The 15607-nt window shown below is 39.5% G+C and carries 15 protein-coding genes and 1 pseudogene; 9 read left to right on the forward strand and 7 right to left on the reverse strand.

From position 1 onward, the window contains the following. The first annotated feature begins 37 nt into the window (after nt 1-37). The 6 genes from gatC to JNUCC23_RS02510 all read left to right on the forward strand — a co-directional run bounded on the left by gatC (nt 38) and on the right by JNUCC23_RS02510 (nt 6400). Nucleotides 38-331: an Asp-tRNA(Asn)/Glu-tRNA(Gln) amidotransferase subunit GatC gene (gatC, locus tag JNUCC23_RS02485; RefSeq protein ID WP_062184956.1), complete on the forward strand. Its 294-nt coding sequence runs from the start codon at nt 38-40 to the stop codon at nt 329-331. A gap of 20 nt (nt 332-351) precedes the next feature. After that, the gene (gene gatA, locus JNUCC23_RS02490) at nt 352-1809 is read left to right on the forward strand and encodes an Asp-tRNA(Asn)/Glu-tRNA(Gln) amidotransferase subunit GatA (RefSeq protein WP_403075109.1); all 1458 of its coding nucleotides are present in this window, start codon (nt 352-354) and stop codon (nt 1807-1809) included. Nucleotides 1810-1821: 12 nt separating this feature from the next. Then, complete coding sequence (gatB, locus tag JNUCC23_RS02495) at nt 1822-3252, forward strand: Asp-tRNA(Asn)/Glu-tRNA(Gln) amidotransferase subunit GatB (RefSeq protein WP_403075106.1); 1431 nt, start codon at nt 1822-1824, stop codon at nt 3250-3252. Between the two features lie 777 nt (nt 3253-4029). Beyond that, a complete protein-coding gene (locus JNUCC23_RS02500) occupies nt 4030-4953 on the forward strand; it encodes a diacylglycerol kinase (RefSeq protein ID WP_062184945.1) in 924 nt (307 codons plus the stop codon). A gap of 147 nt (nt 4954-5100) precedes the next feature. Further along, complete coding sequence (locus tag JNUCC23_RS02505; protein ID WP_454214098.1) at nt 5101-5664, forward strand: GNAT family N-acetyltransferase; 564 nt, start codon at nt 5101-5103, stop codon at nt 5662-5664. A 13-nt stretch (nt 5665-5677) separates the two neighbouring features. Next, entirely contained in the window at nt 5678-6400 is a 723-nt protein-coding gene (locus JNUCC23_RS02510) for an alpha/beta fold hydrolase (RefSeq protein ID WP_403075101.1), read from the forward strand. A gap of 41 nt (nt 6401-6441) precedes the next feature. Here JNUCC23_RS02510 and JNUCC23_RS02515 read toward each other — a convergent pair whose 3' ends face one another. After that, a complete protein-coding gene (locus JNUCC23_RS02515; RefSeq protein WP_454214100.1) occupies nt 6442-6711 on the reverse strand; it encodes a methionine aminopeptidase in 270 nt (89 codons plus the stop codon). 175 nt (nt 6712-6886) lie between these two features. On the opposite strand from JNUCC23_RS02515, the gene rlmD reads away from it, so the two are divergent. Continuing rightward, complete coding sequence (gene rlmD, locus JNUCC23_RS02520) at nt 6887-8257, forward strand: 23S rRNA (uracil(1939)-C(5))-methyltransferase RlmD (protein WP_454214102.1); 1371 nt, start codon at nt 6887-6889, stop codon at nt 8255-8257. Nucleotides 8258-8437: 180 nt separating this feature from the next. After that, nucleotides 8438-8965 carry a YehS family protein gene (locus tag JNUCC23_RS02525; protein WP_403075093.1) on the forward strand — a complete coding sequence of 176 codons (528 nt, stop codon included), beginning with the start codon at nt 8438-8440 and terminating at the stop codon, nt 8963-8965. 275 nt (nt 8966-9240) lie between these two features. Here JNUCC23_RS02525 and JNUCC23_RS02530 read toward each other — a convergent pair whose 3' ends face one another. From JNUCC23_RS02530 to JNUCC23_RS02555, 6 genes and pseudogenes are all read right to left on the reverse strand, one after another. Then, nucleotides 9241-9927 carry a hypothetical protein gene (locus tag JNUCC23_RS02530; RefSeq protein WP_454214104.1) on the reverse strand — a complete coding sequence of 229 codons (687 nt, stop codon included), beginning with the start codon at nt 9925-9927 and terminating at the stop codon, nt 9241-9243. Next, the gene (locus JNUCC23_RS02535) at nt 9924-10820 is read right to left on the reverse strand and encodes an ABC transporter ATP-binding protein (RefSeq protein WP_403075088.1); all 897 of its coding nucleotides are present in this window, start codon (nt 10818-10820) and stop codon (nt 9924-9926) included. Before JNUCC23_RS02535 ends, JNUCC23_RS02530 begins: the two co-directional genes overlap by 4 nt. Next, the gene (locus JNUCC23_RS02540) at nt 10817-11188 is read right to left on the reverse strand and encodes a GntR family transcriptional regulator (protein WP_062184925.1); all 372 of its coding nucleotides are present in this window, start codon (nt 11186-11188) and stop codon (nt 10817-10819) included. Before JNUCC23_RS02540 ends, JNUCC23_RS02535 begins: the two co-directional genes overlap by 4 nt. Nucleotides 11189-11569: 381 nt before the next feature. Then, a complete protein-coding gene (locus JNUCC23_RS02545) occupies nt 11570-11848 on the reverse strand; it encodes a hypothetical protein (protein ID WP_403075084.1) in 279 nt (92 codons plus the stop codon). Between the two features lie 316 nt (nt 11849-12164). Further along, nucleotides 12165-13754, reverse strand: coding sequence for a glutamate synthase-related protein (locus tag JNUCC23_RS02550; RefSeq protein ID WP_454214107.1), 1590 nt, complete (start codon nt 13752-13754; stop codon nt 12165-12167). A gap of 257 nt (nt 13755-14011) precedes the next feature. Then, a pseudogene (locus JNUCC23_RS02555) lies at nt 14012-14200 on the reverse strand (winged helix-turn-helix transcriptional regulator); the annotation flags it as partial. A 224-nt stretch (nt 14201-14424) separates the two neighbouring features. Between JNUCC23_RS02555 and grpE the strand changes: the two are divergent. Next, a complete protein-coding gene (gene grpE, locus JNUCC23_RS02560; RefSeq protein WP_454214109.1) occupies nt 14425-15528 on the forward strand; it encodes a nucleotide exchange factor GrpE in 1104 nt (367 codons plus the stop codon). Nucleotides 15529-15607 lie beyond the last annotated feature (79 nt).

The raw sequence follows: 15607 nt of genomic DNA on the forward strand, positions 1-15607 counted from the left end.
TATGCAGTCTTTTGAAACATCAATGGAGGTGAAGAAAATGTCACGTATATCAATGGAGCAAGTTAAACATGTTGCTCATTTGGCACGTTTAGGCATTACAGAGCAAGAAGCTGAGAAGATGCAAAAGGAACTAGATCTCATGATCTCTTTTGCTGAGCTATTGAATGAACTTGATACAGACGAAGTAAAACCAACTTTTCATGTGTTGGATATGCAAAATGTTATGAGAGAAGATATTTCACAAAAAGGGCTACCTATAGAAGAAGTGTTGAAAAATGCACCAGACAGCAAGGATGGGCATATTCGCGTACCGTCTATTATGGACAAGTAAGGGATTAAGGAGGGATATATATGTCGTTGTTTGAACATAAGGTTTCGGACCTGCATGAACGTTTACATAAAAAAGAACTATCAGTAACAGACCTTGTTAACGAATCATATGAAAGAATTGGACAGGTAGAAAGCCAAGTGAAGGCTTTTTTAACATTGGATGAAGAACGTGCGCGGGGAAAAGCGAAGGAACTAGATGATAAACTTGCACGTGGCGAACAATCTGGTGTGCTATTTGGTCTACCGATCGGTGTGAAGGATAACATCGTGACAAAGAATTTACGTACAACTTGTGCGAGCAAAATCTTGGAGAACTTTGATCCAATCTATGATGCGACGGTAGCGGAGAAGCTTAAACAAGCGGAAACAGTAACAATCGGCAAATTGAATATGGATGAATTTGCGATGGGTTCTTCAAACGAAAACTCAGCTTATCAAGCTACTCGCAACCCTTGGAATCCGGATTATGTACCTGGCGGATCTTCAGGTGGTTCAGCTGCTAGCGTTGCTGCGGGTGAAGTTCTGTTCTCACTTGGTTCGGATACAGGTGGTTCCATTCGCCAGCCGGCTGCATATTGCGGCGTCGTAGGATTAAAACCAACCTATGGCCGAGTATCCCGCTATGGGCTTGTTGCTTTTGCTTCATCTCTTGATCAAATTGGACCGATTACCCGTACGGTTGAGGATAATGCTTATTTACTAGAAGCCATTTCTGGTGTAGACCCGATGGACTCCACTTCAGCAAATGTGGATGTTCCAAGCTTTGTGAATGCTTTAACAGGTGATGTGAAAGGGCTGAAGATTGCCGTTCCGAAAGAGTATCTTGGAGAAGGGGTTAGCGAAGCTGCCCGCAATTCAGTACTATCTGCGTTAAAAGTATTGGAAGGATTAGGTGCAGAGTGGGAAGAAGTGTCTTTACCACATTCCAAATATGCTCTTGCTGCCTATTACTTGCTATCTTCATCGGAAGCATCCGCCAACTTACAACGTTTTGACGGTGTTCGGTACGGATATCGTGCAGATAATGCTGAGAACTTAATCGAAATGTACAAGCAAACACGTTCAGAAGGCTTTGGCGACGAAGTGAAGCGCAGAATCATGCTTGGAACATTCTCGTTAAGCTCTGGATACTATGATGCGTATTATAAAAAAGCACAAAAGGTCCGCACACTTATTAAGAAGGACTTTGAAAATGTATTTGCAAAGTATGATGTAATTGTTGGACCGACAACACCAACCGCTGCTTTTAAAATTGGTGAAAACACGGCGGATCCGTTAACGATGTATGCAAATGATATCTTAACCATACCTGTTAACCTTGCTGGTGTTCCTGGAATATCCGTTCCATGCGGATTCTCCAATGGTTTGCCGCTAGGTCTGCAAATTATCGGGAAGCATTTTGATGAAAGCACTATTTATCGTACTGCGCATGCATTTGAGCAAGCGACAGAATTTCATAAACAATTTCCAAAGTTGTAAGGGGTGAATAAGATGAACTATGAAACGGTAATTGGCCTTGAAGTACATGTTGAATTAAAAACAGATTCAAAAATTTTCTCTGCAAGTCCGAACCATTTTGGGGCGGCACCAAATACGAATACGACCGTGATTGACCTTGGTTATCCTGGAACTCTACCAGTTGTTAATAAACAGGCTGTCGATTTTGCCATGAAAGCCGCGATTGCTTTAAACTGTGAAGTTCCGGAAATTACGAAGTTTGACCGAAAAAATTATTTTTACCCGGATAACCCAAAAGCTTATCAAATCTCTCAATTTGATCAGCCAATCGGTGAACACGGCTGGATTGAGATTGAAGTCGGTGGAAAGAAAAAGAAAATCGGCATTACACGCATTCATATGGAAGAAGATGCGGGTAAGTTGACACATACAAATGATGGATATTCTCTTTGCGACTATAATCGCCAAGGTACACCACTCGTTGAAATTGTTTCAGAACCTGATATTACATCACCTGAGGAAGCCTATGCGTATTTGGAAAAAATCAAATCGATTATCCAGTATACGGGTGTATCAGATTGTAAAATGGAAGAAGGTTCATTGCGCTGCGATGCAAACATCTCCTTGCGTCCTGTTGGACAAAAAGAGTTTGGAACAAAAACAGAATTGAAGAATTTGAATTCATTCAATTTTGTCCGCAAAGGATTGGAATATGAAGAAATTCGTCAAGCTGAAGTGTTAAATGCAGGTGGAGTAATCGAACAAGAAACACGTCGTTTTGATGAATCAACTGGGAAAACACTTCTAATGCGTGTAAAAGAAGGTTCTGATGATTACCGATACTTCCCGGAACCGGATCTTCTGACTATTCATATTGACGAAGAATGGAAAGCACGGATCGCGGCTGAAATACCTGAGCTTCCCGATGCACGAAAAAAGCGTTATGTTGAGGAACTAGGACTGCCTGAATATGATGCGGCTGTTTTAACTGTAACAAAAGAATCAGCTGATTTCTTCGAGGCGACGGTTGAGCAAGGAGCAGATTCGAAACTAGCGTCCAACTGGATCATGGGAGAACTTTCTGCTTATCTTAATGCTGAAGGAAAAGAACTTCATGACATCGCGCTTACCCCTCAAACACTTGCAGGGATGATTAAGCTAATCGAAGACGGAACGATATCGTCTAAAATTGCCAAAACTGTATTCAAAGAACTTGTTGAAAATGGTGGAGATGCAGAAGCAATCGTGAAAGAAAAAGGTCTAGTGCAAATCTCGGATGAGGGTGCACTTACGAAAATCGTAAGTGAAGCACTTGATAACAATCCTCAATCGATTGAAGACTTTAAAGCGGGTAAACAAAAAGCAACTGGCTTCCTTGTCGGCCAAATTATGAAAGCTACAAAAGGACAAGCCAATCCACAGCTGGTAAACAAAATTTTGCTGGTTGAATTGAACAAACGTTAATAGGTAGAAGTTGACTTAAAAAAGATCGAGGATGTCTCATGGGACATCCTCGATCTTTTTTATTCCGCATTAACGGGCAGTAAGACCCCCAAGGCTTAGAGGAGTAGGAATCGAAGAAAGGCATAGGTGTGGGACAACTGCCCGTAAAATCCCGATTGGTGAGATACAGTGAAACTTTCCTTTGTGGTTTTCAAAGGTATAGTTGAACCAATTGGGTTCGTACTGTCGATTAATCGAAGCGTTTGCGCGATCTTAGCGACAGTAGAACGGGACTAACAATCAGTGGGTGGATGAAGACCACAAAAAAATGATCGAAGTTTCATTTTATTATAATGAATCTGTAAATCGGGATTTCTCTGAAAAGTATTCAGCATGGTAAGGTAAAAGAAATAAAAATACGTCATGGATAGTGAAAATAAGATAAAACCATCCAATCGAGAATTGATGGATTACTCTTGAGGTGAAGGGGAAAACTAAGTAGAGGAAAGTGGAAGTGGATGGATAAATGGAGATGGTTATGAATAATCAAAGCTCGCCGATGAAAGGTTCAAACGATAACACTAGAGTTTTTGAAAAAATTGCTATATAATTTGTTCAGAAATGATTTAATGGATTCTCCGAAACAGGAACATATGGTGGAGGTAATCGGAGAGATAGGCTCAATTTTTACGGAATCGCTATTGATTCCAAGACAATTATTGTTGTTCGTTGCATTCTATTTGGTGAATCGTTACCATATAGTGACTGAAACGTATTTTAACATTAGGATGATGGGAAATGAAAAGAGCAAGATTGATTTATAATCCGACATCAGGCCGAGAAATGATTCGGAAAAACTTACCGGACGTATTAGCTAAGCTTGAAGCTGCAGGGTATGAAGCTTCCTGTCATGCTACAACAGGGGCGGGCGATGCAACACGTGCTGCAGAAATTGCAATTGAACGAGGATATGATGTTGTCATTGCTGCGGGCGGTGACGGTACCATCTATGAGGTTGTAAATGGCCTTGCCGGAGCGGAAAATCGGCCTAAACTTGGTGTGATCCCGACCGGAACAACGAATGACTTTGCGCGAGCTATTCATGTGCCGCGTTCGATTGATGCTGCGGTGGATATTATTACAAAGGGCCATACGATGCCGATTGATATTGGGAAAATGAACGAAAAATATTTTATCAATATTGCAGGAGGCGGTCGGTTAACGGAGCTTACCTACGAGGTACCGATAAAGTTAAAAACAATGCTCGGTCAATTGGCTTATTACATGAAGGGCATTGAAATGCTACCATCGATTCGAGCGACGGATGTAACGATTGAATATGACGGGAAGTTTTTTGAAGGGGAAATTATGCTTTTCCTTGTTGCGAACACGAACTCTGTAGGCGGCTTTGAAAAACTAGCACCTGACGCCTCACTAAATGATGGCATGTTTACGCTATTAATTTTAAAGAAAACAAACCTAGCCGACTTTATCAGAGTAGCATCACTTGCTTTACGCGGGGAGCATGTTCATGATAAAAATGTGATTTATGTAAAAGCAAATCGAATTAAAGTAACCGCTAAAAATGAAATGATGCTAAATTTAGATGGTGAATTTGGTGGACTAGCTCCTGCAGAATTCGTCAGTCAGTATCGTCATTTCGATGTTTTCATTCCGGAAAATGCGCTACATGACGATCCCGCAAATAAGCTGGAAATATAAATGAATAAAATGGAGGATGTCTCAAAACTAAAGTGGCAGACCATACAACTATACAGTATTAGGTGTATTCCATAATAATCTGTGTATTTTAGTGTGAGGTCAGACCCTTTTGGGACATTCTCTTTCTAATTTGAGGAGAACAAAAAAATGATGATCAGACAAGCCGTACCAGCGGATGGACAGATATCCGCTTATTTGATTCGATTGGCGATTCAGGATATTGCTGAAGCTTTGACAAGTGAACAGGAAGAGGAAGCCATTTTAGATGTACTTCACTATTTTTTCAGTCATCCTAATAACCGATTAAGCTATGAGAATACGCTAGTTATAGAAATTGAAGGAAATGTAGCTGGTCTTATTGTAACCTATCTTGGAAGTGATGCAGAACAACTGGATGGACCAATTGTGGATCGTTTAAGAGAGAAGAATAATAATTCGGAGATAACGACTGAGAAAGAAGCGGAACCGGAAGATTTTTATATCGATACAGTGAGTGTCAACCCACAGTTTTGGGGACAAGGAATAGGAACTGCCTTGATTGAAGCGGCCCAGGAGCTTGCGATATCAAAAGGACATAGAAGGATTTCTTTAAATGTTGAGGTAGAAAATACACGTGCACACCGTTTATACAGTAAACTTGGATATAAAACTGTGAATCGCAGACAAATTAACGGGCATGATTATGAATATATGGTGAAACAGCTGTCATAAGGGAGGGAATGTAATGCTTGAAGGTTGGGTTAAAAATGGAGATATTCGTATCCATTATATCGACAACACTGGACCGTCTACAGAACCCCCACTCGTCATCATTCCCGGTTTGACGGAGACAGGGGAAGAGTACGAGGATATTCTTCGTGCTCTTGCTCCCCGTCGTGCTCTAGTTATTACGATGCGTGGAAGAGGGCGAAGTGATGCACCAGAAATGGGATATACACTAGAGGATCATGTAACAGATATTGAAAGCGTGATTAATCATATCCACATTGAAAATTTCGTCTTATTTGGTTTTCATCGTGGTGTGGTTTATGCTTTAGGATTTGCGATGGAAAACCTAAGTCGTTTGAAAGGACTCATCATTGGTGATTATCCTGCTGTTGAAACAGATTTACCAAAGGGGTGGGCCAATCTACTTGTCCAAAAAACAGGGAGAACTGCGCTAACTCATATGACGCTCGATACTTTAAAAGCAATCGAACATGATTCCCATGAACAGCCATTTTGGAAACAACTGGGCAATGTTAGTTGTCCGGTATTAGTCCTGCGAGGTAGTCAGGAGGGAATCGGACTGACAGAGGAAGGAGCGAAGGAATACCTGCGCTCTGTCCCAGGTGCCCGCGTTAAAACTATTACTGACGGCTCATCAGGAAGCTTTAATTTGGAGTCTCAAGAATTGCTCCCTACATTAAAGCAATTCTTTGAAGAAGCGAAGAAATGTAGGAACTAACAAAAAAGACGGCTTTACAGGCCGTATTTTTTGCTAGTTCTTTAGCCTTCAGTTTGATTAGTTGTTTCTACCCAATCTACATAAGAGCCACTACCGTTGCAGCCTAAACAATCGTACACATTCGTGTAGCTGTAATCATAAGGTGCATACGAGCTGAAGCCTCGACCGCGGCAATCCGGACAGAGCCCTTTATCTTGCATAAGCGCTATATGCTTTTCTTGTCTTGCGGTATTCCAGGCAGAAATCGTTTGGAACAATCCCATTTTGCTCACCTCACTTTTTTCCTTATTTTGCTTCAAAATCCAAATCATATACGCATGTCCACATTTATTTTGAAAGTTTTATTTATTTTATGAAAGACTTTGCTAAAAGGTGCTTTTGTTTGTCTAGTGAATATGTGATAAAATAAGAGTTCTAAATATATGATGGATACTGCTGCAGATGTTGTTTGAACTGTAAGCATTTCGATAGAAAAGGAAGTATACAATGGAAAAAACAATTCCCGTTTCAAAGAATGATGTAATAGATGTAGAATTTGAGGACTTAACACATGATGGGTCAGGTGTTGCCAAGGTCGATGGCTACCCAATTTTCGTTCCCTACGCATTGCCTGGGGAAAAAGCACAAATCAAAGTAACGAAGACGAACAAGGGCTACGGATTTGGTCGCTTAATGGAACTGAAAGAAAAAAGTAAAAACCGCGTAGAAGTGAAAAAAGAAGAAGCGCATAAATACGGCGGTAGTCAGCTTCATCACCTGAGTTATGAAGGTCAGCTACAATTCAAAGAAAAAACAGTCCGTGAAGTGATGGCAAGAATCGGCAAACTTGAGGATGTAACGATTCATCCGATTATTGGAATGAAGGAACCCTTACACTACCGCAATAAAGCTCAGGTGCCTGTTGGTGAAAAAGATGGCCAACTTATCGCAGGATTCTTCAAACCACGCAGTCATGAAATTGTTGATACAAATGAAAGCATCATCCAGCACCCGGCTGTCAATGAAGCGATTCAAACTGTGAAAGAAATCTGCAATGAACTTGGTGTAGAGCCGTATAACGAGAAACATCACCAAGGTGTGCTTCGTCATATTATGGCCCGTTATGCAAAACAAACCGGAGAGCTGATGATTGTGCTTGTAACAAGAACGGCTAAACTGCTACAAAAAAATAATCTTGTCGAAGAAATCACGGCTCGTTTGCCGCATGTGAAATCGATTGTTCATAATGTGAATTCAAAACGAACAAACGTCATCATGGGTGAAAAAACAAAGGTTCTTTGGGGCAATGATGTCATTTATGATTATATTGGCGACGTGAAATTCGCTATTTCGCCGTTATCCTTTTACCAAATTAACCCTGATCAAACAAAGGTACTTTATAGCAAAGCGCTTGAATTTGCCGGACTTACTGGAAAAGAGACTGTGATTGATGCTTATTGTGGAATTGGGACTATTTCACTATCCCTTGCCCAAAATGCTAAGCATGTTCTTGGAGTGGAAGTTGTGCCAGAAGCAATTGCTGACGCACGCCGTAACGCTCTTATCAACGAAATTAACAATGTTGAATTTGAAGTTGGCGAAGCAGCAAACGTCATCTCTGAATGGTATCAGGATGGGAACCGCGCCGATGTATTAGTAGTCGATCCACCACGTAAAGGCTGTGAGGAAACACTGCTAAACACGATTATCGAAATGAAACCGAAGAAGGTTGTTTACGTATCATGCAATCCGGCAACACTTGCTCGTGATCTACGTATTTTAGAAGATGGAGGGTATCATACGGTTGAAATTCAGCCTGTGGACATGTTCCCGATGACGACACATGTCGAGTGTTGTGTATTGCTTGAAAAGAAATAGAAGATATGTAAGAGTCCGAGAATCTATAAAAGATTCTCGGACTTCTTTCTTCTTTCATTTCAACCCGTTCAATTAGTTTGTGAAGAAATTCTTCGTTAAGATCTCATGGTAGTTTTTAAAAAGGGCAATAAAAATGATGAAGCTACTGTGCAAATAGGCAATATTATAGGAGGTTTAAACATGAATAATCATGATATATTAATTAGATTAAGATATGCTCTAGATATAAAAAATACAGATATGGTAAAGATATTTAAACTTGGCGGTATTGAAGTAACAAAAGAAGATGTGCTAAAGATGCTCACAAAATCAAAAGACAGTTACCATAATGAAGCGGACAATGATGATGATATAACTGAAAATGAAGAGAATATAATATGCAATAATATGATGTTAGAGTCATTTTTCAATGGCTTAATTATTTTTAAACGTGGGAAACAAGATCCAAAACCAGGACAACCTAAAAGCCCAGCACTGTCTGTAGAGAATACGGAAAGTGTTAATAATATTCTTCTAAAGAAATTGAAAATAGCACTAACATTAACAAGTGAGGACATGCTTGATATCTTAGAAGAAGCAGGAGTCATGATAACAAAAGGAGAATTAAGCGCTATATTAAGAAAAGAAGGTCATAGGAATTATAAAGAGTGTGGTGATCGATATGCTAGGAATTTCTTAAAAGGACTAGCTTTAAAATATAGGGGATAAGAGGGCCGCAAGCGTTGTAACTAACCGGTACCCCATATACTTTCATATGCACTCAGTGCGTGTGGAGTGCATCACCTTATTAATTATTGATGTAATAAAGCATTAAGACAAGAAGTTGATGTCAATAATCACATCAACTTCTTGTTTCTTTTTGAATTGTGCTGTGGATCTATTGGTGAAATTTGTTCGATTTACCTTAAGATTCAATCCTTGTTTTACTGTATGCATCTGAAATGCGTTATTTTCTATATTAAATATTTTTCTCCTGTGAGAGATCAAATAACTGCGCGCCGCAACATGCGATATGAGCCAAGTAGGTAGAGCAGAGTAAGAGGTACGAGCCAATAGGCGATTTGTACAGCTGTATGGCTGGCAAACCAACTAAAGATGCTTCCCCAAGCTTCGAAATGATGCACAAGAAAGACCGCTATACTTCCAATCAGTAAGAAGGACATTGCCCCAATGAACATCCCTTTGCGGCCAAAACGCCGTGAATAACTGGCTATTAAAAAGCCTAAGAAGAACATATTGAGAAAAAGAATCATGTACAGAAGAAATTGCTCCAAGAGTGTACCATCATTGACATAGGGAAAGTGGAAAAAGTGGAGTCTAGTGCCCCAGCCATTCGTCTGTTTTTCTAATTGCGCGAATAAGAAAATTAAACTTGTGAAGAACGCACTACCGATCATTCCGATTATGGCAGACCCGATAAAATAGTCGATTCTTCTAATCGACATGCCGATCGCAAATGGAAATGTTTTTCCTACTACGATAATTCCTGTTACAAAAAGGTAAATGACAATTGAAGTTAGCCCACCTGTATACATATCTTCTTGATTCATGAACAAGAAACTTACGGTTAGATTCACCCCAAAACTAGAAAACAGTATGATAGCTGGAATGTAAATCCACGACCATTTATCACGAGAATGAAGTTTTAAAACGCCAGTAATTCTATTCACTTCGCATTCGCTCCCTTTTGTTCAGATTTACCATTTGTCAAATGAACGATAAGCTGCTGCAAGGATACAGGTGAGATTTCAAGTCCACTTTGTGCCGCTTGTTTTTGATCAGAACCGTTTTGGCTGCGAAGGACAGTAGCGGATAGTAATCCACCGAATGGCTCACGATGCACCGTTTCTTTTCCAATGAGAAACGACTCCACCTTAGAGGTTTGCCCAGTGACTGTGAAAGCCTTATCCCGTAAATCCTCTGCATCTTGATCAATAATCAGCTTCCCATTGTCAATGACTAAAATATGTTCAAGTAGGTTGCTCACTTCATCGATCAAATGGGTAGACAGAATCACTGTTCGTGGATGTTCAACATAATCTTCCATCAATCTATCGTAAAATAGCCCTCTTGAAACCGCATCGAGTCCCAGATATGGTTCATCAAAAATGGTTAAAGGCGCTCGGCTTGCAAGACCTATCACGATTCCTACTGCAGAGAGCATCCCCCTGGATAGCTTTTTTATCTTTCTCTTGAGAGGTAAGTTGAAATCCTCAATAAGTGACCTAGAAAAGTTGACATCCCAATTTGGAAAAATAGATTTAGAAACTTCTAATACATCAAGGATACTGTAATGATCAGGGTATTTCTGGCTCTCTTTAATAAAACAAATTTGGCTAAGGGTGTTAGCGTTTTCATATGGGCTTTCCCCAAATACTTTCAAATCACCACTTGTAGGAAAAATTTGCGCTGTGATCATTTTCATTAAAGTTGTTTTACCTGCACCGTTTCTGCCGAGAAGTCCGTAGATTTTATCTGCCTGCATGGTGAAACTAGTGTCATGAATTGCAGTAAATTTTCCATACGATTTATTCAGCTGTTTAACTTCAATCACATTTTTCATCGTTTGTTATCTCCTCTCTGGATCATATCCGTTAACTGATCAGCTGTAATACCAAGCTTCTCTGCTTCACGTATCATTGTGATCACATACTCTTCGAAAAATTGCTCTTTTCGTTTTTCGATTACTTTTGTTCGTGCTCCTTCTGCAACAAACATGCCAATCCCCCGCTTTTTGTATAAAATACCTTCATCCACCAGCAAATTCACGCCTTTGGCAGCAGTTGCAGGATTGATTTTGTAAAATGCGGCGAACTGATTCGTTGAGGGAACTTGTGCTTCTTCAGGAAGACCACCTTCAATAATGTCATCTTCAATCCGTTCTGCTATCTGGACAAAAATAGGCCGGCCATCGTCAATTAAGTTATTCACTGCCTCACCACCATATTGGTTAGTTACTTATGTAATTAACCATATAACGATAAGGAAGTAATGTCAATAACCAAATGTAGATTTAAAAAAAATAGACAAAAAGGCTAACTTAGTTTGGAGTTAGCCTTTTTGTCCTATCATAAGAAAAAAGATGTAAAATATATAATTTATCCTGCATTAACGGGCAGTAAGACCCGCGGTTTAAGGTATAGAGTAATTGGAGAAGAAGGGACCCCCTACCCTATGATTGAAGCTTCCCATTAAGCAAGGATAGTCGGTCCTGATCCTTTCGTCTTGGGATATCCTTATTGTGCCAATTAACTTATTTGAACTTTTCAAGTGCTGTGCGAAGATTTGCAGATGAACGATTAAGCCATTGAATCATATTGACGAGTGAGTCCATTCTATCCCATCCTTTTGTATGTCTGATGCTTCTGCCACAGAATAAGTACGACTGGCATTATCTGTTGCGAGCGATATGACTTCCTCCATTGAAGCAAGCACTTCTTCAGACGCTGAAGACATTTCTTCTGTTACTGCCGATACGTCTTGGATTTCATTGTTGACATTGCGCACTGCGACGAGAACAGACTCCAAATCATTTCCGATTGCTGTGACAGCATTCGAGTCTTCTGTCATTTTTGCAGCACTTGTACTCATTTCAGTAATAGCTGTAGAGGTTAGAGTTTGGAATGCATGTATTTCATGCTGAACTATGAGACATTTCAGCTAGTTTCCTTAAGCTCTTAAAGAATAATAATAGATAAATCTTCCCAACTAAACTCCTGATAGTACTATAAGAGGTTGTTCAAAAAGTCCGGTAAAAATGGCTGTCAAATTGCATCAAAGCTCTGTCTCTACGGCCCTCGAGACGATCGCTTCTCGACTCTTTTTATCCTCCTTTTTGAACACGCACTATAAGGTAAGCTAATATTCTATTCCTATATTAACTTAGCTGTGTAGTTCCTTTCTCATCTCATAGATCTTTTTTTATTTCTACAGAAGATCCTGGAATTGGAAATAGATCGGATAACCTTTTCATCTTTCCTTCAGCATCATTAAATACGATATGTTCTCGAGAAAACTTTCTTGGTGTATCGATTTCACAAGCAGCAGCCAATGCAAAAAGCCCCTGCCGAACATTAATAATATAATTCATAACACGCCATTGCTTTTCTTCCGGAACGAGTGCATCTTGATATTTTGGATCTGTAGTGGTTATGCCTGTAGGGCATTTTCCTGTGTGGCATTGCAAAGCCATAATACAGCCGTTTGCAATCATAAAGCCCCTCGCAGAGTTAACAGCATCCGCCCCAATAGCAAGAGCCATCGCAATTTTATCAGCGGATATTAACTTTCCTGAGGCGAAAATCGTTAGCTTATTGCGAATGCCATACTGGTGGGCTTTATCCACTACGGTAATTAATGCCGGATAGAGAGGGATACCCATGGAATCTGCCATTGATTTATATGTGGCACCAGTACCGCCTTCGCCACCATCCACTGTGATGAAATCTGGATAGATTTGAAGTCTTTTCATAGTCTCGAAAAATTCATCTAAATTAGAATGATATCCTACGACAATTTTAATTCCCACAGGCTTTCCACCTTCATTTTGAAGTGTTTTGATAAACTTCAACGCTTCCATTGGATTATGCAAAAAAGGAAAGCGATTAGGTGAATTAATGGTTTTACCAGCTGGTACATTACGAATGCTTGCGACCTTTGGTGTTACTTTTTCACCTTCTAAGTGGCCGCCACGAATTTTCGCCCCTTGACCAAATTTTAGTTCAAATGCCTTTACATTTGATTCCTCGGCTTTCAACCTAAATTCTTCGAGTGAAAAGTTCCCATTATCATCCCGATATCCAAATAAACCTGGTCCAATCTGTGCAACAACATCTGCATTACTCTTTAAATGCTCCGGTGCAATTCCACCCTCACCTGTATTGATCCACGAGCCACCTGCCATCTTACTACCATTACCTGTCGAAAGGATATAACTTTCGCCTACAGCTCCATAAGACGTAGCAGAGGCACCAAAAGGACCGCATAATTTCCATGGCAGATCTCGATCGGGGCCAACTATTATCTCGTCTTCCTCATGATAGAGCCAACGATTGACTTCATCCTTCTCAAGATGTTCACGTCGTGTAAATAGTCCCTCATGGTCAATTTGATATTTCATTGCATGAACCTTTTCTTGATTATCAACTCTTAATTCCTCGTTCAATAGGGGGAATAATCCATTTGCTATATAGTAACCCGGTTTTTCAAAATCTCGCTTGGATCCGAAACTTAAAAGATCGTTCCGATATTTTGCTGAAAAGACAACGCTTAAGAATTCCGAACGTGTAAACGGTTTGCCGCTATTATCATTGTCAAACCAATATTGTCTAAACTCTGGCCCCATCTTTTCTAAAAGGTACCGAAGCCATCCTAAATACGGATGTGCGCGAATAATGGAATGCTGGGGCTTCTTGGAAACAGTTTTAAGCCATAGAAATAAACAGAGTGGCCCACCAATAAATACGACTAAAAGGATTATTAAAATGGTCAACAACATTGAATTCCCTCCTAAATACTAGCGGATTCATACATAAGTCTGAAAAGAGTACTTGCTCATTTCTAAGCTTAGTTAAACCATATGTATTAGGAGTCCATTTCATAATTAGTTTATAAAATTTAAGCTTATATTGCATGGCGGTTAAAAGATAAAGTTGAAAACATGGTCCTTCTACAACGTGGCTGTTTACTTTAATCAGGTTGAATAAATAAAAAAGGATTCGTTTGCTTACCGCATTCGAATCTTTTCTATTGCTATTAATTTGAAACTTCTTCACCGGTCAATGCGATGTGTCCTTCGCCCAAACTGCACATGGCATCTAAAATGGGTCGAAGAGACCAGCCATACTCTGTTAAAGAATAAATAACCTTTGGCGGAACCTGGTCAAAAACGGTGCGGTTCATCATGCCATCTGCCTCGAGTTCCCGTAGCTGCTGGTTGACCATCCTTTTATCGATATATGATAACGGTAGCGGGGTAGAACGTACCTGCCCGTGGTTCTAAGAGTTGGAAAGAGATGTATAAACAGCGAAATGCCATTGAACGTGTAAATGCCTATCCGAAAGAACTTTTCCAATATTTTCACATTCCCCTTTCGGATCATGTAAAATTCTAGTAAAATACTAGATATATAGTCTTGATTTCATTTAGTGGAAAAGGAGTGAGTTTTTTGAAAGAAAAAAGTTTTAACTTTTCAAATCCATTTAAGAAAAAGGGCAATGATAAATTCGAATCCTTATCAAGTGATCATCGAGATTCTGAAGAAAAGAAAAAGATATATGATTATGATCAGAAGGGGGAATTTTCAAGTAGTCATAGTGGGTTACTTATTGAAGAACACCAGAATGATGAGAATCTAGGGGAATCCTCGTTTACTGAGGATGAAGGAACCCAGGAAGTAAAACAAAAAGAGAATGAAGAGGTTCCAGTTAATCACGAAGATGAGACAGGAGAAGCCATTCTCTCCACTGTAAATATTCCTATACATACATATGAAGTAGAAAAGGAAGAAGAATTTGAAGGTTCAGAAACGATGACGGAATACGATAATTCTCCTCCCACACATAGTGAAAAAGATGAGATTGAGAAGTTAAGAAATTATATTGCGAAACTAGAGAGTGAAAATGTTATTATCCCTGCTCTTAAAGCAGAAATGGAAAATCTGAAAGAAAAGATTGAAGAACGAAAGCAAGAAACAACTAGCCAATCTGATTCAGTGGTTTGGGGGGAAGAGGTCTCTCTTGCAACGACTTCTTTTGAATTAAAGGAAATGGTTTACGAAGGATTCGTTAAACTAGAAAATAAACTAGGGATTCTGGGCAAAGAATTTAATACCAAGTTGGTAGTAGACGAAGGTAAAGAGAAGATAATTGATAATTTGCATAGAGAATTGCAATTGTACAAAGACGATCAAATCAAAGATATCGTGAAACCGCTCATTAACGACCTCATTTTAATGTCCGATCGGACAAGGAAAATTGTTGAAGGTTTTGAAAAAGATGAAGAGCTTTATCCAAAGAAACTTCTTAGGATTCTAAACGACTGTGTTCAAGATATTGAAGATATTCTTTACCGCCAAGGAGTTGAGTCGTTTACTAGTGATAGTGAAACCTTTGATATAAAACGGCAGCAAATTGTAAAGACCATCAAAACAGATGATTCATCTAAAGATAAAAAAATAGCTGAAATTACAGGAAAAGGCTACGAGTGGGATGGAAAGTTACTCCGCCACGAAAAGGTGAATGTTTTTGTTTTTGAAAAGCAAAAAGCCTAGTTAAACAGTACCTAATTAACATATAGCAAGAGTATGAGCCAAAACTTAAATCCAACGATAATCATGCTAAATATAGATG

The organism is Peribacillus sp. JNUCC 23, assembly GCF_053653995.1.